We start from the raw sequence: 22,481 nt of genomic DNA on the forward strand, positions 1-22,481 counted from the left end.
AAAATGAAACGATTCAATATATGTATGCTCCTCTTGCTGATGGTTTCGGCATCCTGTGAAAATAACCTGGAAGAAGTACCACTCAGCTTTTTCGAAGAATCCAATTCTTTTAATTCTGCTGCCGATGCCACATCCGCCATCAATGCGGTGTACGACCGGCTCAAAGGGGTTTACGGGATGACGATGATCAACCTCGCCGACCTGAACGGGGACGAATGCGAAGTACGGGAGGAAAATGGCACCGGTACGGAGATACACAAAAACCTGTTTAACAGCGGTACCAACCTGTTCGATCAGTTTTACACGGCCAGTTACGTCCTCATCGACCGCGCCAACCGGGTGATCGGCAATGTTCCTAAGATTACTATGGATACCAAGCTCCGCGACCAGATTGTGGGTGAGGCAAAGTTCCTCCGGGCATTGGCCTATTTCAATCTGGTACGTGCTTTTGGCGATGTGCCGCTGGTAGTCGCCGTCAGCAACGACGTGGTGAATGTGCAGATTCCCCGCGACCCGCAGGAACAGGTTTACCTGCAGATCATTCAGGACCTTCAGGATGCGGAAAAAGTCCTTCCCATTAAATACACGGCGGATACCGAAATTGGTCGCGCCACTTCCGGCGCAGCTAAAACCATCCTGGCCAAAGTGTACCTGACCCGCAAGGATTGGGCGAATGCAGCCGCCAAAGCCAAAGAAGTGATCGATTCGAAAGCCTACAGCCTGGTGCCTGATTTCCGCGACTTGTACGTCCCAGAGAAAGAAAACGGTCCCGAGCATATTTTTTCTATCCAATACAGCTGCGTGTTGCCGGCTTATGGCAGCCCGATGGCGGTAAGCTTTGCAATTTATTTTTCCTACCCGATCAACCTGACGGGGGGCAATTACCAGGTAGTGCCATTGTATGCAAATTCCTTTCTCAAAGGTGATTACCGCAAGGAGGTGACGGTTATTACAGAGAAAAAAATCGCCAATGGTACCGTCGTAGCTTCCCGGACCGGCCCACATACCGATAAGTATTGGGACCCATTGGCTTGCGGCGAAAGTTCTGCCAGGAATAATTTCATCGTAACCCGTTATGCCGAGGTGCTGCTGATGTACGCGGAAGCATTAAACGAAACGGGCGGCCCTACTTCTGAGGCTTATGCCGCGATCAATCAGGTAAGGGCCAGGGCCCGAAATGGCGCGACAGCTACCGAATTGCCTGATCTGGCCGGGCTTACTCAGGCGCAGTTCAGGGATGCCGTTTTGCAGGAACGTGGCTGGGAGCTGAGTTTCGAAGGGCATCGCCGCTGGGATTTGCTCCGCACGGGAAAATATCTGGATGCGATGAAAGCGATTGGTATTGCCTCGGAACAGAAGCATTTGCTGTATCCGATCCCGCTTCAGGAAATTGATGTCAACCCGGCATTGGTTCAAAACACAGGCTATTAAGGTTCATTTTAATCAAAGCTCACCTGTCGGAGGCTGGCTGTGTCTCGTCGGCCTTTCGATATTTTAATGGAATGATGATGAAGTTATTACTGACGATTTTTTTCTCTTTTGCCTTTCTTTTTGCCGCTGCGCAAACGCGTTATGATGTGGTGGTTTATGGCGGCACGCCGGGCGGCGTGATAGCAGCGGTTGCCGCGGCGCGTGAGGGGGCGAAGGTCTTGTTGATTGAACAGACCAAACATGTTGGCGGCATGAACACCAGCGGTATCGGGACCGCGGAGTCGGAGCATATGATCGAAGAGACGATTTCGGGCTTGCCGCTCGAATTTTACAGCCGCATGAGCAAGTTTTACGGAAAGCCTAAAACGGAATTTTATTTTGAATCACACGTAGCCGAGAAGACCTTCAATGACCTGCTCACGGAGGCAAAGGTGAAGGTGGTTTATGAATCTTTTGTTCAAAAAGTAAAAAAAGAGGGTGCCAAAATCCGGACTATCAGCCTCACCAACGGAGGCGATGTGCGCGCCGATGTATTTATTGATGCCACTTACGAAGGCGACCTGATGGCGAAAGCCGGTGTTTCCTATACGTATGGCCGCGAAAGTAAGGACGAATATGGCGAATCGTATGCGGGCGTCAGGTTTATGGATGAGCCGATAGATGCTTCTCCCTACGACGACGACGGCAAGCTCCTGCCGGGTTTTGTAGAAAAAAGCACCTTAACCGAAGGCCAGGGTGATAACCGGGTGATGAATTATAATTTCAGGGTCATGATGTCCTCCAATCCCGACAGGGTGACCTTCCCCAAACCTGCTCAGTACGATCCGAAAAGGTATATCCTGCTTTCAAGATTGTTGAAAAACAAACCGGAGACCAAGTTTACAGATATCATCGACATGTATTCGTGGACTTACCCCAAAGGAAAATTTGAAACCAATAACAAACAGAAATCAGTGATCTCGCTGGGACATTTTGGAGGAAATGTGGAATACCCCGACGCCGATTACGCAAAGCGCCAGGTTATTTATGACGACCACAAAAACTGGACACTGGGCTTGCTTTATTTTCTAGCCAATGATCCGGCCGTGCCGCAAAAGCTTCACGACGAAGTGAACCGGTTTGGGTTTACAGCCGATGAATTCAAGGATAACGGCAACTTTCCCTATTACCTCTACATCCGCGAAGCCCGCAGAATGAAGGGGGCATTGATCCAGACGCAAAAAGACATTCTCGAAAACCGCAAAAAGCCGGACGCGATCTGCCTCGGCTCGCATTGGATCGACAGCCACCATGTGCAGCGCGTGGCTGTTTCCAAAACACAGTTTGTGAATGAAGGCCGTATCTGGCATTCGACCACCGAACCTTACGAATTTTCCTACCGCACCATTACTCCCAAGCGAGCTGAATGCAGTAACCTGCTGGTGCCGGGTTGCCTGTCTGTTTCGCATGTGGCATTCTGCTCGGCGCGGGTAGAATGTACCTGGATGCAGCTGGGTAATAGCGCAGGGATTGCGGCAGCTATTGCCGCCAGGCAAAAAAAGGATGTTCAGCAATTGGACATCGGCGACCTGCAGGCGAAATTGAAAGAAAGGGGAGTTATCATCAGTATTGATCATCAGGTTTGGAATGGCGGCAAAGACATTCATAAGTAAGCTTTTTCTGATGATCGCGCTCCCTGCAGCCGGTCAGAGCAGCTTTGATGTGGTGGTTTATGGCGGATCTGCCGGCGGCTATGCAGCTGCCATTCAGGTGGCGCGGATGGGGAAGTCGGTCGCTTTGCTGGAACCAACGGGTCATATCGGCGGAAATGTAGTGGAAGGACTGGGCGGAACCGATATTGACAACCATAAAGAGTTCCGCAACAGCCCTGCGGTGAGCGGTATTGCATTGGAATTTTACAGGCGGGTCGCAAAGGCATACGGGCGTGAAGAGGCTTTCGAAAAAATGATCCGGGAGGGAGAGAAAAAGCCTGATCTTTGGCGATTGGAATCCAGTGTGGCAGAGCGCGTTATCCAATCGTGGCTTTCGGAGTATAAGATCAGCCTTTTTTGCAAAACCCGGCTGAGCGAATCCAGGGACGCTGTTCTGAAAAAAAACCGGAAAATCACCCGGATAAAAATGGAAAACGGGAAAACTTTTGAGGCCGGCATCTTCATCGACGCAAGCATTGAGGGGGACCTGCTGGCAGCGGCAGGCGTGAGCACAACGGTTGGTCGGGAAGCCAACCGTGCTTACCATGAAACTTTGAACGGTATCCGTGCCGAAACAACCCATGCCCAGTTTCTGGTAAAAGTGGACCCCTATCAAATCCCGGGCGACAGTACCAGCGGGCTTATACCAACCATTCAGAACGAAGTACCCGGTACACCAGGCGAAGCAGATCAGCACCTGCAGGCTTTCTGTTTTCGTGTGTGCCTGACGCAAAAACAGGACAATCAAATTGCTTTTTACAAGCCTGATGGGTTCAAGAAAAGTGATTATGAGATTTACCTGCGTTACCTGAGGGCGGGCGGCAAACTTTACCGGCCTGCTGCCGAGCTGCCCAATGGAAAGACAGACCTCGGCGCATGGCACGACCTGTCGCACAATCTTTATGGCATGAACATGGATTATCCGGAAGGAAGTTATGAGACCCGACAGCGCATTCTGGACCAGCATGAAATGTTTACAAAAGGTTTGTTCTATTTTCTGGCAAACGACCCAGAGGTTGGCCAGTTGGACAGTACATTACAGAAGACGTGGGCTTCCTGGGGCTATGCCAAAGATGAATTCACGGACCATCACGGATTTCCAAGGATGTTCTATGTCAGGGATGCACGAAGAATGGTCTCGGATTATGTCATCAACGAAAACCACGTAAAAAGAGACAACCCGGTACCAGTTGACGACCCGGTGTCTGTGGCTTATTGGCCCACCGACATTCACAGCGTGAGAAGAATTGTGAAAAACGGCTTTGCTTACAACGAAGGCTCTGTTTTTGGCGGGAGTGCAAAATGGCGGCCTTTGCCCATTTCGTACCGGGCATTGGTACCCAGAAGAAAAGAATGTACCAATTTGCTTACGCCCACCTGCCCCTCGTCAAGCCACATTGCCTATGGGGCCATCCGGATTGAGTGGACTTTTATGGCGCTTGGGCAGGCAGTAGGAACGGCGGCAGCATTGGCTGTAGACGCACAAACCGACGTTCAGGATGTAGATTACTTCAAGCTGAAAACTTTGCTCCTGAAAGACGGTGCGCTGATAGATGCCGGTGCGGTTGGCATGCCCGATGAATAGCAGGTGGTGATGGATGTTTGTAAACCAATCTATAAATTGTAGAAAATTTCAAATAATCCAGCTATGTCCATGTTGCCTTGCCGCCTTTTAGCAATTATCTTGTTTGCGTCCTGCCTGATCCAATGCACCAAAAGAACGGAGGACAGGGCCAGTATCCGGGAGCTGCTTTCGGGTGTTGAACATATCAATGGAAAGTCGGTATACCTCAACACGCCCTACATCACGGCGGGTGATCGTCTTTATATGGTCGGTACCCAGGACGGCGCTTTTCCGGAACTGGGCTGGCATGTGACGGGTGAAATGGGAGGGATCTGGGACCATCCGGTGAAGCTCATGGATGGTTTTATGGCAACAGTCATTTCGGATAACCAGCGTGTTTGCCTTACCAGGGCGGATACCTTCATCAATTACCCGTTTGCCAATAAGCATGTGTTCCGTACCGGGCTGAAAGACCTGATCGTAGAGCGCGTCCAGTTCGTACCCGACGGAAAGGAAGCAGCAGTGATTGAATTTACCTTTACCAATACTTCTAAATCGGCCCGAAAAATAGAATTCGACTTTACCGGTTACAGCGACCTGCGGCCTGTGTGGCTGGGAGAACGCACCCACATGGTCGACGGCCCTGATTTGGCCAGTTGGGACGGGGGAAAGGGAAGCTGGGTGGTGAAGGACAGCCTGAATGATTGGTATGTGCTGTTCGGGTCGGTCAGGACGCCGGACAAGCATTCGAAGGGAAATACGGCCTGCGATTATCATCCAAAAGGCAAAGGCACTTCTGCGGTCATTGGCTATGTACTGGAAATTGGCCCCGGAGCTTCGGTTGCCCTTCCGATTATTGTTTCGGGGTCCTACGAATCTGTAACGAAGGCCGGCGAAACGTTCGCAGAAGTGCAGCGTGACGCGATCTCATTTTTCAATGCCAAAAAGCAGCGGTACGAGGGGATTTCGGAAAAGGCAAAGCTAACCATTCCCGACAAAGAACTGGAAACGGCTTTCAGATGGGTGAAATTCAATACCGACTGGCTGGTAAGGGACGTCCCCGCCGTGGGTCGTGGCTTGTCGGCAGGAGCGCCGGACTACCCCTGGTGGTTCGGGGCGGACAGCGAATATGCACTGAAGGGCCTGATTGCGACCGGTCAGCCGGAACTTGTTTTGAATGCCATTGAAGTGCTCGATAAGCTTTCGGAAAAAACCAATGGAAACGGCCGGATCATCCATGAAGCGTCCACCAATGGGGCGGTATTCAATCCGGGCAACATCAATGAAACTCCTCAGTTTGCATCTCTGGTGGCGACGGTTTACGCCTGGACCGGCAACAGGGATTTTCTGAAAAAATATTTCCCGGTCGTCAAAAAGGGCCTTGCCTGGCTTTTGAAAGAAAATGACAAAGATGGGAATATGCTTCCCGACGGCTTTGGCATGATGGAGATCCACGGGATGAACAGCGAGATGATCGACGTGGCGGCTTACACACAGAAAGCATTTGCCGATGCGGCTTACCTGGCGCAGGAAATGGGCGACGCGCATTTATCAGACCAATACAAAACCATTGCGTCTCAGCTCAAAACAAAGGTCAACCAGGACTTCTGGGTGCCCGGGAGCAATTCGTTCGCAGATTTTATCGGAGAACCGGCACAGGCTGTTAAACTGATCGATGATGCGATTGTGCGGGCGGATACATTGAAAAAACCGTGGGCCGTGGCAGAGTTGCGTGCAGCCCGGTCCGCAATCACGGGCCAGGGCCTTACCCGTAAGCAGGGGTTTGTCGTACATCACAACTGGGTCGTGAACACACCTATGGAGACGGCGATAGCCGACTCCGCAAAAGCATTGGCCGCATTGAAAACCGCCTCGAAGTTTGTCAATCCGTTTGGCGCGTTTGTGACCGGCATCGACCGGGACGAGTCGGCTGGTAAGGATGAAAGTTCGGTTACGGGCAGGAATAAGGTGTTCACTTACACGGGTGCCGTAATGACGTTGCCTACCGGGGTGCTCGCCATCGCCGAGAACAATTACGGTCGTCCTGATGAAGCGCTGGGTTACTTAAAGCGCATGACCAGATCGTTCAGTTTTGCATTGCCGGGTTCTATCTACGAAGTTTCCCCAGATTATGGCATGATGGCCCAAGCCTGGAATATTTACAGTTATGGCGTGCCGATCATTCAGCAGTTTTTCGGGATCAATCCCAGGGCATCGGCAGAAACGGTCCGCTTCCAGCCGCAAATGCCCGGCCAGTGGAATGAGGCCGGGCTTGAAAATGTGGTAGTCGGAAATAATGAGCTGAGTGTTACATTCAGAAGATCAGGCAAATCGGAACAATGGGAAATCAGTCAGACCAGGGAAAACTGGAAAGTGCAGGTTGCTTTCCCCGGGGATCAATACCGGAATTGGCATATCAATGGAAAAAGCGTCCAGCCCAAACCCCAGGGGATGTTCAACGTATCGGAAGTTGCCGGGAAGAAGATCATCCTCACACTCGACCGCTATTGAACTACGTAATAATGTTCCTGGTAAATATCCAGCACCAGCGGGAACGAACTTTTAACCACAACCAGCTGGTATTTTCCGGACGTCGTCCGATAGGCGATCACGGTACCGTCGGGCATGTAATTGGTCCAGGAATAAGATCCGGCGGGTGCCCAGAATACCATGCCTTTGATAAATGAAAGTGTTTTCAGATAGGTCGGCGTAACGGTTTTGACATCCACGATTTTCAGATTGGCTTGTGTTACTTTCCAGGATTTGATCGCCGAATAGCAACCGCCGTCAGAACCCCAGCTGATATCGCCCGCGTCTTCGCTGACGATGCTGAAGGGACTGGAAAGGTTCAGTCCCTTTTGGTAAGGAAGCGTGATGGTTTTGACAAGCAACCATTCGAATTGATTGGTAAGTGGCGGCCGGGTCGTGGTGGGATTCCCGACCTGCATCTGGGCGCTTGCGGCGTTAGCGGCGGATTCAAGGCCTTTGCCCGATTTTGCGCCGGACATCGAAACCGGCTGCGGGTCGGAGGCGTTTTCGCAGCAGAAAAGAGAAAGGGACAAGAGGGTGAAAGCGGTACTTACGAATAGATTTTTCATGGCAACATTGGTTTAAATTTTAGAAAATGTTTGATAAAACCTGACAGGTGTTGGTGTCCCGTTAAGGCAGTGCAAACGTAGCTGGTCCGGCGGGCGACTTCCTATTTTAGGAGGTGTATAAAAGGTTGACAGGAACAATGCGGAGGTGTACAAAAGGTAACAGGAGGGGCCTTTGGCTGGCTTACGGCGCGCAAATGCCCTGGACAGCGCCCGGATGGATTGATATCAACTTCACAAAGGGCATTTCACTTTCAGCTTTGCTGAATGGGGCCAACCAGATTTCTACTGCCTTTTTTAATTTATGTTTATGGGTACAGATCCGGGTCAGCCCAAAGACCGGATCAATTGTTGCTGTCGAAAATACCGCAGCAGCCCAGACCAGATATGTAATCTTTTGATCTGAAGCCCGCAGGCTTTGGCATGATTGGCTGTGCCTTTTACCACTTAATAAAACGGGCAGCCTTCATCCGCTCCTGGCGTTGCGAGATCCAAAATTCACTCATTTTTTATTGGCATTATTTTGATATCGAATGATATCAATCACAGTTTGATCGTAAAAAGTGAGAGACTTAGGGACGAAAAGCAGCTGGCAGGCAGCGTGGCCGCTGGGTTTCAACAAAGGCACCAAACTTTTATGCGCTGGTTCCAGTTAATAAGGGCAGGATAAAAGTGCTGCCGCAAGCCGTATAAGAGGGTGATTTACTGACTAAACCGCGCCCTGGAAAAAATCGCATGTATGTTTACAATTTCTGATGTTAAGTGGGCAAAAACCCATCCAGTTCTTCTTTGCATTGCATTTCTACTATTTGTGATACAGGCATCGGGACAGGGGAACTGGAAGCTGGTCACCAAAGAGGAGCAGATTACGGTTTATTCCCAATCGGTACCGGGCTCCAAAATCAAAGCCTTAAAGGTTGAATGCGTCGTAGATGTCCCGGCCAGGCAGGTCGCGGCCCTGTTGCTCGACGTGGAGGCGGGGACGGATTGGGTTTATAAAACCAAAAGCTGCGCCTTGCTTCGAAAAGTATCTCCTACCGAAATGTATTATTATTCAGAGATCAGCTTACCGTGGCCTCTGGAAAACCGGGACTTTGTAGCACATGTGAAGGCTACACAAAACCCTGCGAGCAAGGTCATTACCATCGAAGGGCCCGTTGTGAGCGGGATGGTAGCAGAGAAAAAAGGGATCGTCAGGGTCAACGACTCGGCCGGGCATTGGGTGATCATACCCCTGAGCGCGGGAAAGGCGAAAGTTCAGTACTCCCTGCATACAGATCCTGGCGGCAGCATACCGGCTTGGGCAGTCAATGCATTCGCAGCCGAAGGTCCTATCGAATCGTTTAAGAGCCTGAAAAACTATGTAAAAATGGCAAAATACAAGGATGCCGCACTTTTCTGAAGGCCTGCCCGGTTGGGCAGAAGGAGAAGTTGAAATGTATAATTTATAAAAATGGAAATACGGACACATTCGATTGGCATGACGCAGATTGCCGAAGTAGTTTCAGACATACCGGTTATTCAGACGGCGGGCGACGGCCTGGAATTGCTGGGCAATGTTTATTACCAGGGGTTCGACCGCATGATTATTTCAGAGAAAGACATCACGGCCGACTTCTTCGATCTGAAGACAGGGATAGCAGGCGAGATACTGCAGAAGTTTTCGAATTATCGGATGCGTCTTGCGATTGTGGGGGATGTTAGCCGGTATCCGGGAAAAAGTATCCGGGATTTTATTTCGGAAAGCAACAAAGGCAGGCATATCAACTTTGTGGACACGCTTTCGGATGCGCTGGACCGGCTCTCGAAAAGCCAGTAATAGTCCTGCGGTTTAAAATTTGATAAAATCCGCTGGCACGCAGTTAATAACCTGGTAACATTTGAGATGTAATTTTAAATTTTGATCAAGGCGCGCTTATGAATTGGTACGAAGACGAGGTACTGAGAGTTGAAAAAGAGTCGGGCAGATTGTCCTTCGCTCCGGAAACCCTGTTTTACGGAAGCTCCAGTATTACGCTGTGGACAAACCTGTATACGGATTTTGCTGATATTAAGCCGGTTAACCTGGGTTTTGGCGGTTCTACGCTGGCTGCGTGCGCGTGGTTTTTTGAGCGGATCGTTGCGGAGGTAGGTACGGCAAAAAGAATTGTCATGTATGCCGGCGACAACGATCTGGGGGACGGCAGGCATCCTGTGGAAGTGTGCCTGTTCTATAGGCAGATGATCGCCCAGATCCGCGAAAGGTTTGGCAATATCCCATGCTACTATATCAGCATCAAGCCCAGTATCCAGCGCTGGGAAATCATCGCGCAGATCAAAACCGCGAACAGGATGATCAGGGACGAGATTGCGAAAGACCCTTTTCAAAACTATATAGATATTTTTCCTGCCATGCTGAACGGGGCCGGCGTGCCTTCTAAAAACCTGTTTGAGCAGGATGGCCTCCACCTGAGCGCTGCCGGATACTTATTATGGAAGGAAATCGTGAGAGAGAGCTTGGGCCTTGGCGTGGTTGCTAATGCGTTTTAAACTTCTTAATTCTTTTTGCGATGGAAAGAGAATATCATAAATGGTTTAGCCCGGCATTGAACAGGTTCATGGAGATGCTCGTCTTTGGCAGCAATGGTGTCCCTGTGATTTTTTTTCCGACCCGATCGGCCCATTTCTATGATCTTGAAAACTGGCGTATTGTGGACGCCATGAGCGACAAGATCACTGCCGGTGAAATCCAGGTGTATTGTGTGGACAGCATCGACCAGGAAAGTTTTTACTCCGACCTCCCTCCCCAGGAAAGGATGATCCGCCATTTACAATATGAGGATTACATCATGAAGGAGGTCATCCCGTTTATCAAAAAAAGGAACGGCGAAAACGGACTGACCGTCGCGGGTTGCAGTCTCGGCGGCTACCATGCAGTCAACATTGGATTGAAACATCCGACCAGCTTCAACAAAATCGTCGGCATGAGCGCCCGGTACGACCTTACCAAACCGTTACCTTTTTTTGCGGATCTTTTCGACGGCTATTTCGACGACAATATTTACTACAACATGCCGAACCGCTTTGTCCCCGGGATTTCCGACAAAAGATTGTTGCGTCAGCTGCGCCGGTTGGACATTACCCTGGTTATTGGTCAGGAGGACTCGTTCCTGCAAGATAACCAGCAACTTAGCTCATCTTTGAACTCTATAGGTGTCGACCACCAGCTCTATGTCTGGCAGGAAGAGGCACACCGACCCAGGTACTGGCGTGAGATGGTGAAGTTGTATTTGTAAGCCGCTGACTGGCAATATTTTCTCATCTGCACGTGATCGGCCCTGTCGGCAAGGTTTGGTCTTTCAGAAAGCCGATTTCGATCAGGGAAGTTTCGTTGGTTTTCAGGAAACTGTGAACTTCGCTGGTGACTCCTCCCAGGAATTTCTGGCTGCTCGGACCTGTTTCATATCCCGCAATCACGACAACCGACCTGCCATTGGCGGTGAGGAGAAATTTGGTCCCGATCTTTGGGATGGTACCCCGGGCCCACATCATATTCATCATCCACAACTCGTCTTGGGGCGTTAATTGCGTCAATTGGATATCACCCCTGGATCCCTGTCCGATTTTCCCGTTTTCGGCGGGAGTCCACTCCTTTTGGAACCGGTTCCGGTACAACCTTTCAATGGTCATATTCGGGTCTATGGCGTGGTAGAGTTCAAAGGACCTTTGCAGGTGTGCCTGTATACCCTCCATCTGGGTAGCGGGAAACCGATTGGGGAAAACATCCTGGTTGGTCAGGTAATGCGACTCCAGGGTAAATTTCCCCGTCGCCGGCAGCACGACTGTCCGCTCCCAGCTGGGTAATGTTGTAGAGCTGAATTTGTGTCTGACCGTGAAAGGAGCTGTTTCACAATTGGGGGCTGTTGTAAGAAGGTCCATCAAGAAGAACGTAAGTAGCAGATGTATTTTCATTAAACCAGGTTTTAATTACAATTAGTACCTTTTGCACGGTATATTCAAAACAGCCGGAAAATATTCCCGGAAAATTGATGGAATGGTAATCCAGCGCAGATCTTCATTCAAAATCATCCAGCTGAATGCAAGCTAAGGCTTTCAATCACAGGTGCATAATTGACCGAATCACAGCATCAGCAACCCTGCAATCTCCTGTGCATACCAGCGGATCAGGAAATCGTTGGGATGGTTGATATGGTTGCCGGTCAGGTCCTCGTACGACTTGTATTTCAGCAGTTCGCGGTGCACTTCCGTCATGTCCACAAAGGCGATTCCTTTTTGGGTCAATTCCTGCAATACCTTACTGAAATCGGGCTGGGTGCCAAGGAAAAGGGACTCGGGATTGGGAAGCATCGGCGCGACGAGGATAAATTCGGTATCGGGCTTTTTGCCCCTGGCACTTTGGATGATGGCCGAGATGTTGTCTTTGAATTTGGCCGCGCTGAGTTTGCCGGTGCCGTCATTCATACCAAATGCGATGATCACCAGGTCGGGGTTATATGCATTGACGTTCGTTTCAACGGTCTCCCTTCCCCAGTCGGAAGTCTTTCCGCCAACGGCCGTATTCGTGAAAGCGATGTCCGTTTGGTAAAAGTGCTTCCATTTTTCGACGATCAGCGTGCCCCAGCTGGGCAGATAGGGTGGTACGTCGGACTTGCCGCTTGCATTGGCGCCGGCAGCAATACTGTCGCCGAAAAGCAAAATTCGGATTGGTTTTTTCTGCTTCAATAAATCCAGGGAAACCTTCAGGTTATCTTTTTGATAAACCGGCGTTAACCCTTTCCACTCATTTCGTCGGTGTTTGTAAGTGACGGAAAGCTGTTTGTGATGGAAAAAAGCGCCTTCGGAGAAAAGGACTTTGCCGCCCCCTTTCCTTGGAAAACTTTTTTCGGCCGAATCCGGGTAAAGCTCGGTATATTTCATGGAGACCGCTTTCGAGCCGGGCAATAACACCAGTTTCCCGTCTTTATAATCCCAGTCGATCCCTCTGACATATGCTGTTCTTTGAGCTGCGTCTCGTACAGACAGGATCTTTTTAGGCCTGAAAAGCAGTGCAGCCTCAGGTGATTTTCCATCCCTGGAAATCATCATAACCGATTCATGATGGGTGACTTTGCCTTTCCAAAAAGGGGACATGGCCACGTCGGTGTTATTCTTTTCCTGCGCCAGGGAGGCTGCCGCAAGGAAATTAAGGCAAAAAAGCAATGGAACCTTCATAAATGATAACTAAGGGCGGAATAGGCCGGCAAAATACAGGTATTCTTTTTTTATAAACGCTGACTATTTTTTGAGCTCGCCCACGAGCAGAATGCTATTCAGCAGCCAGCTGTTCTCTTTGTAATCCTCCGGTTTGTCGATGGTTATGTTTCTTTTTTGCAGAATCGCCGCTTTGTCGAAATATTTTCCGGTCACGCTGAATGTCACTTCGTGAGCGCCGTCGGCGAGGTTTTGCAGGAAATATGCATGCTTGCGGTAATTGTTACACCACCCGTCGAAACGGACTATCTCGATTGGGCTCTGGCCATCGATGGTCACGTTGACGATCCCGGAACCGGGCCCGATCACATCGTAAATACCGAGGACTTTGCCTGTGAACCTCACCGTCAAATAGGCTTCCGGCGGATCTGCTTTGTACAACTCAGGCATGAATTTCGAGAACCGGCTGAGAATGGGATCGTTGGCGGGCAACTTGCTCCAATGTTCTTTTTCGAGGTCTGCCAGAGAAACCATTCTGGCATTCTCCCAATTGTCGGCTATCAATGGCGCCTTGATCTGGTGTTTCAGATTGCCGGTCACGGGGGCCATTTTCTCAAAATTCCGCTCAACTGCCTCAGCGTAAATCGGATGCCCGGAAGCCGATAGCGGATGGGTGCGGTCTTGGGTGAAAACGACCTTGTCGGGATGCTCCTCTGGGTTGCCTGTGAAAATCAGCTTTCCCGCGTCCAGCAGGCGTACTACCTCCACACCCATATGGATGGACGGGATACCGTAATGCGCTGCGATCTTTTCCATTGCTTCCGCCGAGCTTTGGTAACTGCCTGCCTGCAATGCCTTCACGCCGTTTTCGGCAATGGTGTACACAAAACAGATATCCGTTCGCTGGTCCTGTTTCCATATTTTGCGGACGATACCTTCCATGCTGCGTTGGATACCTTCGGCCGGACCGCCGTCGTTGACTGCGAATTCGACAAAAACCAGGTCCGGCTTGTGTGCCAGTACATCGCGGTCTATCCTGAAAACGCCCAGGTTGGAGCCTGTGCCGCCGATGGTCGCGTTGATTTCCTGAAACTTCGATGCAGGGTACTTGTCTGTGATCCACTTGTAGGTGAGGCTGCGCCAGCCGTCTTGAGCTTCGGTGATACTTCCCCCGATATAGGCGATCCGCACTTCCTTGCCGGATTTTGCTTTGCCGAAAAAGTTGGGCAGCCCTCCGCGCTGATGAAATTCTTCCAGCGAACTGCTGTTTTGAGCAAAACCAGGGTTATTGGAAACCAGGAACAAACAACTTATTACCAGCCAGCGTGATAAGTGTTTCATTTTTAAATATTTACAAATCAATTCAAAGTTTACTATCTACGCTTCTTCCGGCGACGGGCAGAAAAAATTGCAGGTGCCACCTTTAATAGCACCTGAATGTTGTTTTGTACTGATCTGTCTCTGATTTTTTTACAAAATACCAAACATTGCTGATTGCCTTTTCCAGAAATGCACCCCAAAAAGTGGCGGTAAAAGTGAGCAAAGGAACCGGACAGGATAAATATTCCACTTCGAGGCTCCGTGAAACCGGTGGCTACTGCTGGTATAAATGCACTTTCAGATTTTTCCTGCTTTTTGCTACTGACGTTTTTCAAACCAAAGGTTCTTGACTCTTCCCCCCGAGACCGTAAGCCCTGTCACTTTTTTCTCTTTGTTTTTAACAAACTTTATGGTTCCGACCGGGGAGCTGAACTGGTCCGGGCCGGTCGCATCAGCGCTGAGGCTGATCTCACCGATTCGCATATGGTACATGCTGATTTTCCCGTCAACGACATCGACCTTATATTCGGCTGCAAGCTCCGGGCTGTAATAAGTACCTTTGAAAAAAAGCAATTCTTCCGGTTTCGGTATCCAGGGCGTGATCCTTTTTGCCTGAATGTCGCGGTATTTCAACAGATTAACTTCGCCGTTTTTGTCTTTTACAAAAGTCATGGCAGACCCGTATGCGTCTATCCAGATGGTGGAATCGGATTTGGCATCGGTCGGGAATTTCGGTTCGCCGCTGGCCTGGGTCATCAGGCGGCCGTCTTCGAATGTAAGGGTTACCGCCCAGCCAGGCCCAAGTTGATAAGTCCCCTCATACAATTTTGCCAGTGTAGGTTTCAGCTGAATGGTCGCCGCGCTTTTGATATGGTCTGAAGGTTTCAATGTTGTTTTGAATTTGTCTTTCAAAAACAAGTCAGCCACTTCCGACGAAAAACGGCCCACATTAAAATCGCTGGAATTGCTCAATATGATCACCGAAAGGTTTTCGGTAGGATAGTTGGTGATCACTGTCCGGTATCCCATCCAGCCGCCATTGTGGGAAATGGTTTTCAGACCCCTCTCTTCTCCCGTCGCCAGGCCATATCCGTAATGCACTTTTTCACCGTTGTTCAAAATGCCTTCGGTGAGCATTCGGACATAAACCGGATTTTTCAGCTCAATCTGCTTATTAAAATTGATGACCCATTTGGCCAGGTCGTCCACGGTCGTGAACAGGGAGCTGGACCCATAAGCGGTGAGCGCGCCGGGCGATTTGACAAATTCATTGTTTTGGGGGGTGTAAGAGTAAGCCAGATTTTTGATGAGCCTGGTATAATCGTCCTGAAAATGCGATGCATTCATTTGCAGCGGCTTAAAAATATGTTCGTCGGTCCATTGGCGGAAAGACTGTCCGCTCACTTTTTCTACAATGGCCGCAAGCAGGTTATAGCCGGTATTGGAATAAGAATATCTTTCACCCGGCTCAAAATCAAGGTCCTTCTGGTTTTTGACCATCCGCATGATATCGTCAAAGGAAAAGACCTCATCCCAGCGCCAGCCTGCAACATTCAGTGTTTGGGGCCAATCTCTGAGGCCGCTCGTGTGATGCACGAGGTGCCTGACCGTAATGGTTTTTGGGAATCTGGGTACGTCGGGCAGGTATTTCCGGACGTCGTCGTCCAGGCTGATTTTACCCTCCTGCACCAGTGTGGAAATAGCCAGGCCCGCAAATTGCTTGGATACCGAGGCAATGTCAAACACTGTGGCCGGGGTAATCGGAATATCATATTCCAGGTTGGCGATACCGTATCCTTTCGCAGCGATCAGAGCGCCGTTGCGGATGACCCCGACCGCACAGCCGGGGCCATCTGTCCGGTCATAGGCTTTGAAAACCTGATCTAGTTCGGCGGTGAGAGAGTCGGGGCTCTGTTTCCCACAAGCCTGCATGGAGATTGCGATCAGAAATAATGCATTGAGAAAAAGGGCTGGAAAGTAGAAACGCTTCATAGTCTGGGGATTAGTTGAGCAAATGATATCCGAAAATAGTAAATCGTTGCATACAAATGAAAGATACCTGCCCAATGCGCCTGGCGGACTTTTTTCTGGTTGAAGCAACTTCTCCTGCAGGTAATCCGTAGTTGGTGAATAGACGATTTAAACAGGATTCTGAGCATATGTCCCAAAAGCCCAAGGCACTGTTGATCTTAAGCCCGGGTTTTCCAAAAGATGAATCAGACAGTACCTGCATCCCGCCCCAGCAGCAGTTTGTAAAAGCGTTAAAAGACGTTTACCCTGAGCTGGAAATCGTGGTACTGGCTTTCCAGTATCCGTTTTTCGCCGGGACGTATTCCTGGCATGGAGCCCGTGTGATTGCGTTCGGCGGGAAAAGCAGGGGTCGGTTGTTCAGGGTGAAGACCTGGCTGCAGGTTGCGTTCACGCTGGTGCGCCTGCGGCGTCGGTATCAATTAATCGGAATGCTGAGCTTTTGGCTTGGAGAGTGTGCCTTTGTCGCCCAGATTTTCTCCAGGCTGACCCACATCAGGCATTATTGCTGGCTGCTGGGACAGGATGCGAAGGCAGGGAACAAATATGCCAGGTGGTCGAGCTTACAGGGAAGTGCACTCATTGCCTTATCCGATTTCATCCGGAGGGAGTTCGAGAAAAATTACCAGATCGTGCCGCAGCACCTGGTACCAGTGGGTGTCACCCCCGGATTGCTTGGGCCTTCACCGGAAAAAAAGGACATTGCCATCATCGGCGCCGGGTCGCTGATTCCTTTGAAACAATTCCATTTGCTGATCGAAATCGTTGCCAGGCTGAAATCTTCCCGGCCTGGTATCAAAGCCGTCGTCTGCGGTGCCGGGCCCGAAATGCCACGGTTGGCCGCCATGATCAGAGCCCTTGACCTGCCTGATAACATTGAACTGAAAGGCGAATTGCCGCACGGAGAGGTGCTGCAACTGATGCAGCATTCAAAGTTGCTGCTGCATACTTCCGAATATGAAGGTTTTGGGGCGGTGTGCCTCGAAGCCTTGTCTGCCGGTGCAAGGGTAGTCAGCTTTGTAAAACCCATGGACGAGCCGATTTTGAACTGGCATACCGTGGGTTCAATGGACGAAATGCTGCAAGAAGTGAAGGCCATTCTGGAAGATCCGGTTTCCGGGAATGTGGCGGTGGTGCCTTTTAAGATCACCGACAACGCCCGGAAAATGATGGATTTGTTTGGCTACAAGGAGGCCGCAATCTGATGGATTTGCCGGGCAATGGCTTCGAAAGAGAGGTTTTCCCGGTAGTATCGGAGGACAAGTGCTCGCTTTTCAACTAAATCCATGGATGCGATTTGCCTCAGCGCATCCAGTAGTGCTCCTTCATTTCCAGCTTCGTAGAGTATTCCGCACTTGCCATGGTCCGTCATCATCCTGAACGATAGAATATCCGTCACCAATGGGATGCAGCCGCAGGACATACCCTCGCAGACCGATGCCCCGCTGCCCTCATAACGGGAACCTGAAATGATGAAATCGGCACTGCTGAACCAGCACAGGAGCTCGGCATGAGGTACTTTCCCAACCAGCACGACAGATTCGGCCCGGAGGGCTGTTTGAAGCAAACGCTTGATTTCCGGTAGTAATTCTTCTGTCTGGTAAATCATATAGAGCCGCACATATGGGTTATTTTCAGCATATTTCAAAAACGCGCTAACAACCGTTAGCGGGTCCTTGTTTTCATTAAGCCGCCCCACCCACAGGAACATGGGATTGCCCGCTGCGCCGGTCTGCGTGCGTGCAGTCCTCCGGTCGACCGGATCAAATACCGATGACACCTCCATCACCTCGTGGATCTTTTCCGGTGAAGCCAGGTTACCTGCTATGATCCATTCCATGCCCATCGGGTAGGAGGCAAACAGGTATGCGTCGGTACACCGGTCGGCCAGTTGCTGCAGGTATTTCTTTATTCCTGTAAAAGGCTTTTCCGCATGGTTCTGGACGATGATTTTAACCGAATTACCCAACAAAAGCCGCAGCTGAATGAGCTGCAATGGAAAATGGAGCCCCTGGATCACAACCACGTCGGGTTTGAGCTGCTGGATATACCGGTGTAATTTCCAGGGAAAAAAGCGTCGGGCATTCCTGCGATAGCGCATGAAATGATAGCCGACATGTTCGGTAAAATGCAGCCCTTCGTAATTGATCTGCTCGATGCTGATGACCTCATTGCTTTGGCCCAATGCTTCCAGGATACCCGTATAAGCATTGATGCGGACCAGCCAGGCGTCCGGATCGTCGAATTCGCTGGTATACACATAGCTGGCAAAAACAAATTTCATGTCGGGGAACGGTTCACTCAGAAAATATCCATGTCGGCAAATGCAAAACGAATACGGGACAGATCGATACCAGATCCCAGGTCCTTGACCATGACGGGAAAAGAGGGCAGGGGCATTACCTGTTTTTCCAGTAAAAGAAATAACGCCGACCTTGTATCGACCTGGAATTGCAATTGTCGGACACCCAGTTTTCTGCCCAGGTTTTTTAGGCGTCTCAAAACCTGCGGCAATTCGTGGCCGTCCATTTTGAAATCACCGACAATGAGCCCGTTCTGAATTTTAACCCAAAGGACAGCGCTACCGATCCCTATGACAAATGTCTCCGTAAAAGATTTGTAATCAAAGTATTGCTGGTCCCGGTGAACCGTGGCCTGGTTTTCGCGGGCATGGCTCATCCCGAGTGCAGGCTTTGCGTACTTTTTTAGTGTTTGTTGCACATACCATTTGTAGATACGATGCAGCACTTTGCTTTTGGCAGCGATTTTTTCAAGCGGAAAGGTTTGTATTGGAAATGTAAAGCGTTCCAGCTGGCCGGTCACCTGCCAGCCGAGCTTTATTAACCCGCGTTCCGAATGCTGATTGGGAATGCCAAATACCAGCTGGATCCCTTCCTCGGTGCACAGGCCGTAAGTACGTTGTGCCAATGCGATGAACAGGCCTTTGTTCTTGTGCCCGGGGTGCGTCATGGTATCGGCAGATTGCGCGGATAAAATAATCTGACCTTCATTTTTGATCAGACAGGGAATGACACCGTAATAGGCAACCGGAAAATGTTGGCGGTCATATGCGATGAAACCTATGTATTGATGCCCGGTGTAAGCTGTATCGTATTTTTTTTCCAAAAAAGTATCTTCCAGTTTCCTCCCGTACACAACCAAGTGCAAAGCCTGGAGATCGGGCAGCCGCGCGTGGCTCAACCGCTCGATTTTGTATTCGGCATGGAAGTTTTCCGGGTTACTCATAACGGCCTTTGATGGTGGCGTACATCTGGCTTGCGGTTGACAGGAACGGATTGATGGTAAGCCGCTCCCGCAGGACAGGATCATTCCGGTCCGTGTGGTCCTGAAAATCGGTAGCCAGTAACTGATTATATCCCAATGCCTTTGCGGCGCTCAATGTCAGCCTGCCATAAGCCCCGTAAGGAAACGCGAGGCTATGAACCTCTTTTCCGGTAATCGCTTCGAGATACCTTTTCACCAGGTCCATTTCCTGAAAAGCATCGGCCGGATCAATACGGAGTAAGTCGTTGTGGTAATACCCGTGCGCACCGATTGTGACATACTTCGAGGCAGAAAGCGCTTTGATTTGCGGACTTGTCATTTGCATCCAGAAATCGTCATCGGCGTAATTCCGGCGAAAATGCAAAAGTGGTCCGAGCTGTTGCATCAACTCCTTTTTCTCGCCAAAGCCTGTCGACCGGAGCATTTGGGCCAGCTGTGTCCCGGACTCCGTCACGTACTTGCCAAACTTGTTTTTACTGAAAACCTCATTTTTGAAAACCAGTTCAGAGGGGCCGTATCGGCCAGCCATTCCCAGGAAATCGTTCCATAAAATGTCGTATCCCGCATGCCGGATACCCGTAATAAAGAATGTGGCGGGAACCTGATATTGCTCCAGGAGCGGTAGCACGTATTTGTAATTGTTCAGGAAACCGTCATCGAACGTCAGGCAGATGTTGAACTTATCTTTGCTGAAACGTTCCGCATAAAAGTCGTCCAGTGAAATCACATGACAATGCTTCTGATAGAATCGGAGATGGTTTTCAAATCTTTTCCTGGTAATGAACAGGGTGTTTAACCTGAATGGATCTTTGAGGCAGACGCCGTGGTAAACCAAAATCCTGCCGCCGCGTGCTTTACTGAAAAATGCTTTATCCGCTCCCACAAAATGGAGCAGGTCCCGCCATAGATACCGCGGTTTCCGCACTTTGTAATAGGTTCTTCTGATCCATTTCATCTCATATCACCGGAACGCGGAACGTGTCAAACGGAAAATGGCTGTCGGGTTTATAATACCGAATTTCAGCCAGCAGGCCAGGCAGGTCACCCTGCACATACTTACAGTTTTCCCCAACCGCGATCTTGCTGAATGGATCCGTATCCATGTTTTTCAATTGCTCCCGAAGTGTTTCGTCGAATAGCCTGATTTTTCCATTTTGAATGACCAGCAAGATATCTCCGGGGTTCAGGGAATAAAAGGCGTCGAGACCCGTAGCGTTACTGTTTGCGTTCGCGACGACCAGGTCGGCGTCCAGTCCCGTCCCGATCCGACCGGCATTCAGCTGCCAGATTTTGGCGGGGTTGATGGTTAGCGTGTGGTATAACTCCCGATCGGAAAGCATTCCCGTTTCCCTGGCCAAACGCACATGGTCCCAGATGTTCCAGCTTCCGGTAAGTGTTGAGTCGCTGCCAAATAACAGGGTCGTAAGGTTTTTGAGTTCACTGACCTGCGCGGTTGCATTGAATAAAAAGTGATTGGACTCCGGGCACCAGACCAACGCCTCAAAAGACTTTGCCTGTAAACCCGACATGGCGATGCCGTGTATTCCAATAAGCTTTCTGCCCAGTAGATTCCATCCGATGAGCTCGTCGATTTCCCTGCCTGCCGCCGCATCAGTTCCTTCGCCCACATGGATAGCGACGGGTAATGCAAACTTGAACGGATTATTCAGTCTTAACTTCCACTTCTTTTCAAACCGCACGGAATGAAGGCTTTGGCAGTTTTTAAAAACACGGATCAATTTCTCTGTCGGGTGTTTTTTTTCTCCATGGTCCACGACCGTCGTCACGCCGCAAAGCAGGTTTTTGTAAATACCCCAGCATTCCCGCAAGGCGACGGGGACCTTCAGAACAGAAGCAATTTCGCCGGGATACGTTTCGTGAAGGTGTTTTCCCCATTCGGTGTAACTGGCGTACTGCCGGCCGCCCAGGGCAGGGAAGAGATTGAAGTCCAGGTGGTCGTGCGAATTGATGAGGCCGGGGAAAATAATGGCGTCATTAAAAGTAAGATGCACGCCCGGCCCGTCGGGAATCGCGGCATGTGTTACCTGAGCGATTTTTCCGTTTTCCACAGACAGGGACAATGCCTCGTCGGTATCGGCAAGACGGACATTATGTAGTACCATCTTGTCTTTTTAAATGTAGCCCATATATGATCGGAAAGCCTTTGTACTTCTCATAAACATGCAGGGCGTTCTGATCGGCATAATAATGCTTCATCGATGCGTCGATCTGTACTTCTTCTTCGGCACATGTTTGGAAGCCGTTTTTGAGGAAAATCTGTTGAATGGTGTGCATCGGGTGTACAAAATTTCGCACGGCGATGAAGTTGTTCCCGTGTTTAAAAGTCCGCTGACCGCCGTGGGCCAGCGTTGCCGGATGGAAATCGGTCAGAATGATCTCACCCTCTTTTTTGAGTATCCTGCACCATGATTTCAGGGCAGCTTCAATATTCCGGATATGGGCAACCGTGAGCGTGGAGACGATCAGATCGTACGATTCGGCGGGGATGGCTTCGAACAGGTTATCTGTGACGAGGTACGTTTCCGCTGAAGGGAATTTTTCGTGCAAGCGATGGAGCATACCTTCCGAAACATCGAAACCGGTCAACCGGAGCGGTTTTTGAACCAGCATTTTGACCCAGTGCCTGCCGGTACCGCAGCCGATGTCTGCTACCTGTTTCCCCGCGATTCCTGTTTTGGAAAGCAGTTTTGAAAACAGGCGTTCGTCGAGGTCCAGCATCAGATTACCGGGTTGGTGATCATAACTTTCCGACCAGATATCATAAGCTTCTTCTACCCCTAGTTCGTCGGTAGGTTCACGTAAAATATGCTGTCGGAGGTAATTTTTAAATGCTTGGACCATCTTTTCTGCGGGATT

20 protein-coding genes are annotated in these 22,481 nt (G+C 50.1%); 10 read left to right on the plus strand and 10 right to left on the minus strand.

The window, feature by feature from the left end; genetic code table 11:
- The first annotated feature begins 3 nt into the window (after nucleotides 1-3).
- The 4 genes from AC1XUF_RS15680 (at nucleotide 4) to AC1XUF_RS15695 (ending at nucleotide 7,197) form a co-directional block, all read left to right on the plus strand.
- Nucleotides 4-1,431, plus strand: a complete 1,428-nt coding sequence (locus AC1XUF_RS15680) for a RagB/SusD family nutrient uptake outer membrane protein (protein WP_483342755.1) — start codon at nucleotides 4-6, stop codon at nucleotides 1,429-1,431.
- 71 nt (nucleotides 1,432-1,502) lie between these two features.
- Nucleotides 1,503-3,083, plus strand: coding sequence for an FAD-dependent oxidoreductase (locus AC1XUF_RS15685; protein ID WP_483342756.1), 1,581 nt, complete (start codon nucleotides 1,503-1,505; stop codon nucleotides 3,081-3,083).
- Nucleotides 3,058-4,707: an FAD-dependent oxidoreductase gene (locus AC1XUF_RS15690; protein ID WP_483342757.1), complete on the plus strand. Its 1,650-nt coding sequence runs from the start codon at nucleotides 3,058-3,060 to the stop codon at nucleotides 4,705-4,707. Before AC1XUF_RS15685 ends, AC1XUF_RS15690 begins: the two co-directional genes overlap by 26 nt.
- 69 nt (nucleotides 4,708-4,776) lie before the next feature.
- A complete protein-coding gene (locus AC1XUF_RS15695; protein WP_483342758.1) occupies nucleotides 4,777-7,197 on the plus strand; it encodes a glucosidase family protein in 2,421 nt (806 codons plus the stop codon).
- Here AC1XUF_RS15695 and AC1XUF_RS15700 read toward each other — a convergent pair.
- The gene (locus AC1XUF_RS15700; protein WP_483342759.1) at nucleotides 7,191-7,784 is read right to left on the minus strand and encodes a hypothetical protein; all 594 of its coding nucleotides are present in this window, start codon (nucleotides 7,782-7,784) and stop codon (nucleotides 7,191-7,193) included. The genes AC1XUF_RS15695 and AC1XUF_RS15700 overlap by 7 nt on opposite strands.
- A gap of 137 nt (nucleotides 7,785-7,921) precedes the next feature.
- Between AC1XUF_RS15700 and AC1XUF_RS15705 the strand changes: the two genes are divergently transcribed.
- From AC1XUF_RS15705 to AC1XUF_RS15725, 5 genes are all read left to right on the plus strand, one after another.
- Complete coding sequence (locus tag AC1XUF_RS15705; protein WP_483342760.1) at nucleotides 7,922-8,182, plus strand: hypothetical protein; 261 nt, start codon at nucleotides 7,922-7,924, stop codon at nucleotides 8,180-8,182.
- Nucleotides 8,183-8,520: 338 nt separating this feature from the next.
- The gene (locus AC1XUF_RS15710; protein WP_483342761.1) at nucleotides 8,521-9,183 is read left to right on the plus strand and encodes an START domain-containing protein; all 663 of its coding nucleotides are present in this window, start codon (nucleotides 8,521-8,523) and stop codon (nucleotides 9,181-9,183) included.
- 51 nt (nucleotides 9,184-9,234) lie between these two features.
- Nucleotides 9,235-9,600 carry a DUF4180 domain-containing protein gene (locus AC1XUF_RS15715; RefSeq protein WP_483342762.1) on the plus strand — a complete coding sequence of 122 codons (366 nt, stop codon included), beginning with the start codon at nucleotides 9,235-9,237 and terminating at the stop codon, nucleotides 9,598-9,600.
- A 98-nt stretch (nucleotides 9,601-9,698) separates the two neighbouring features.
- Entirely contained in the window at nucleotides 9,699-10,310 is a 612-nt protein-coding gene (locus AC1XUF_RS15720; RefSeq protein WP_483342763.1) for a GDSL-type esterase/lipase family protein, read from the plus strand.
- 20 nt (nucleotides 10,311-10,330) lie between these two features.
- A complete protein-coding gene (locus tag AC1XUF_RS15725; RefSeq protein ID WP_483342764.1) occupies nucleotides 10,331-11,056 on the plus strand; it encodes an esterase family protein in 726 nt (241 codons plus the stop codon).
- A 22-nt stretch (nucleotides 11,057-11,078) separates the two neighbouring features.
- Here the strand turns inward: AC1XUF_RS15725 and AC1XUF_RS15730 are convergent, their stop codons facing one another.
- From AC1XUF_RS15730 to AC1XUF_RS15745, 4 genes are all read right to left on the minus strand, one after another.
- Nucleotides 11,079-11,732: a hypothetical protein gene (locus tag AC1XUF_RS15730; RefSeq protein ID WP_483342765.1), complete on the minus strand. Its 654-nt coding sequence runs from the start codon at nucleotides 11,730-11,732 to the stop codon at nucleotides 11,079-11,081.
- 168 nt (nucleotides 11,733-11,900) lie between these two features.
- A complete protein-coding gene (locus AC1XUF_RS15735) occupies nucleotides 11,901-12,992 on the minus strand; it encodes an SGNH/GDSL hydrolase family protein (RefSeq protein WP_483342766.1) in 1,092 nt (363 codons plus the stop codon).
- A 63-nt stretch (nucleotides 12,993-13,055) separates the two neighbouring features.
- Complete coding sequence (locus AC1XUF_RS15740; protein ID WP_483342767.1) at nucleotides 13,056-14,312, minus strand: SGNH/GDSL hydrolase family protein; 1,257 nt, start codon at nucleotides 14,310-14,312, stop codon at nucleotides 13,056-13,058.
- Between the two features lie 297 nt (nucleotides 14,313-14,609).
- Entirely contained in the window at nucleotides 14,610-16,283 is a 1,674-nt protein-coding gene (locus AC1XUF_RS15745; RefSeq protein WP_483342768.1) for a serine hydrolase domain-containing protein, read from the minus strand.
- Between the two features lie 167 nt (nucleotides 16,284-16,450).
- On the opposite strand from AC1XUF_RS15745, the gene AC1XUF_RS15750 reads away from it, so the two are divergent.
- A complete protein-coding gene (locus AC1XUF_RS15750) occupies nucleotides 16,451-17,524 on the plus strand; it encodes a glycosyltransferase (RefSeq protein ID WP_483342769.1) in 1,074 nt (357 codons plus the stop codon).
- Here AC1XUF_RS15750 and AC1XUF_RS15755 read toward each other — a convergent pair.
- Genes AC1XUF_RS15755 through AC1XUF_RS15775 form a run of 5 tightly spaced genes read right to left on the minus strand, consistent with a single transcriptional unit; the run spans nucleotide 17,503 to nucleotide 22,466 of the window.
- Nucleotides 17,503-18,603, minus strand: a complete 1,101-nt coding sequence (locus AC1XUF_RS15755; RefSeq protein ID WP_483342770.1) for a glycosyltransferase family 4 protein — start codon at nucleotides 18,601-18,603, stop codon at nucleotides 17,503-17,505. The genes AC1XUF_RS15750 and AC1XUF_RS15755 overlap by 22 nt on opposite strands.
- A 17-nt stretch (nucleotides 18,604-18,620) precedes the next feature.
- A complete protein-coding gene (locus AC1XUF_RS15760; protein WP_483342771.1) occupies nucleotides 18,621-19,565 on the minus strand; it encodes a GNAT family N-acetyltransferase in 945 nt (314 codons plus the stop codon).
- The gene (locus AC1XUF_RS15765; protein WP_483342772.1) at nucleotides 19,558-20,559 is read right to left on the minus strand and encodes a polysaccharide deacetylase family protein; all 1,002 of its coding nucleotides are present in this window, start codon (nucleotides 20,557-20,559) and stop codon (nucleotides 19,558-19,560) included. The genes AC1XUF_RS15760 and AC1XUF_RS15765 overlap by 8 nt, the downstream gene beginning before the upstream one ends.
- Nucleotide 20,560: 1 nt before the next feature.
- Nucleotides 20,561-21,727: an amidohydrolase family protein gene (locus AC1XUF_RS15770; protein ID WP_483342773.1), complete on the minus strand. Its 1,167-nt coding sequence runs from the start codon at nucleotides 21,725-21,727 to the stop codon at nucleotides 20,561-20,563.
- A complete protein-coding gene (locus tag AC1XUF_RS15775) occupies nucleotides 21,714-22,466 on the minus strand; it encodes a class I SAM-dependent methyltransferase (protein WP_483342774.1) in 753 nt (250 codons plus the stop codon). The genes AC1XUF_RS15770 and AC1XUF_RS15775 overlap by 14 nt, the downstream gene beginning before the upstream one ends.
- Nucleotides 22,467-22,481: the final 15 nt, after the last annotated feature.

Source organism: Dyadobacter sp. HNCC25DJ185, from assembly GCF_056895195.1.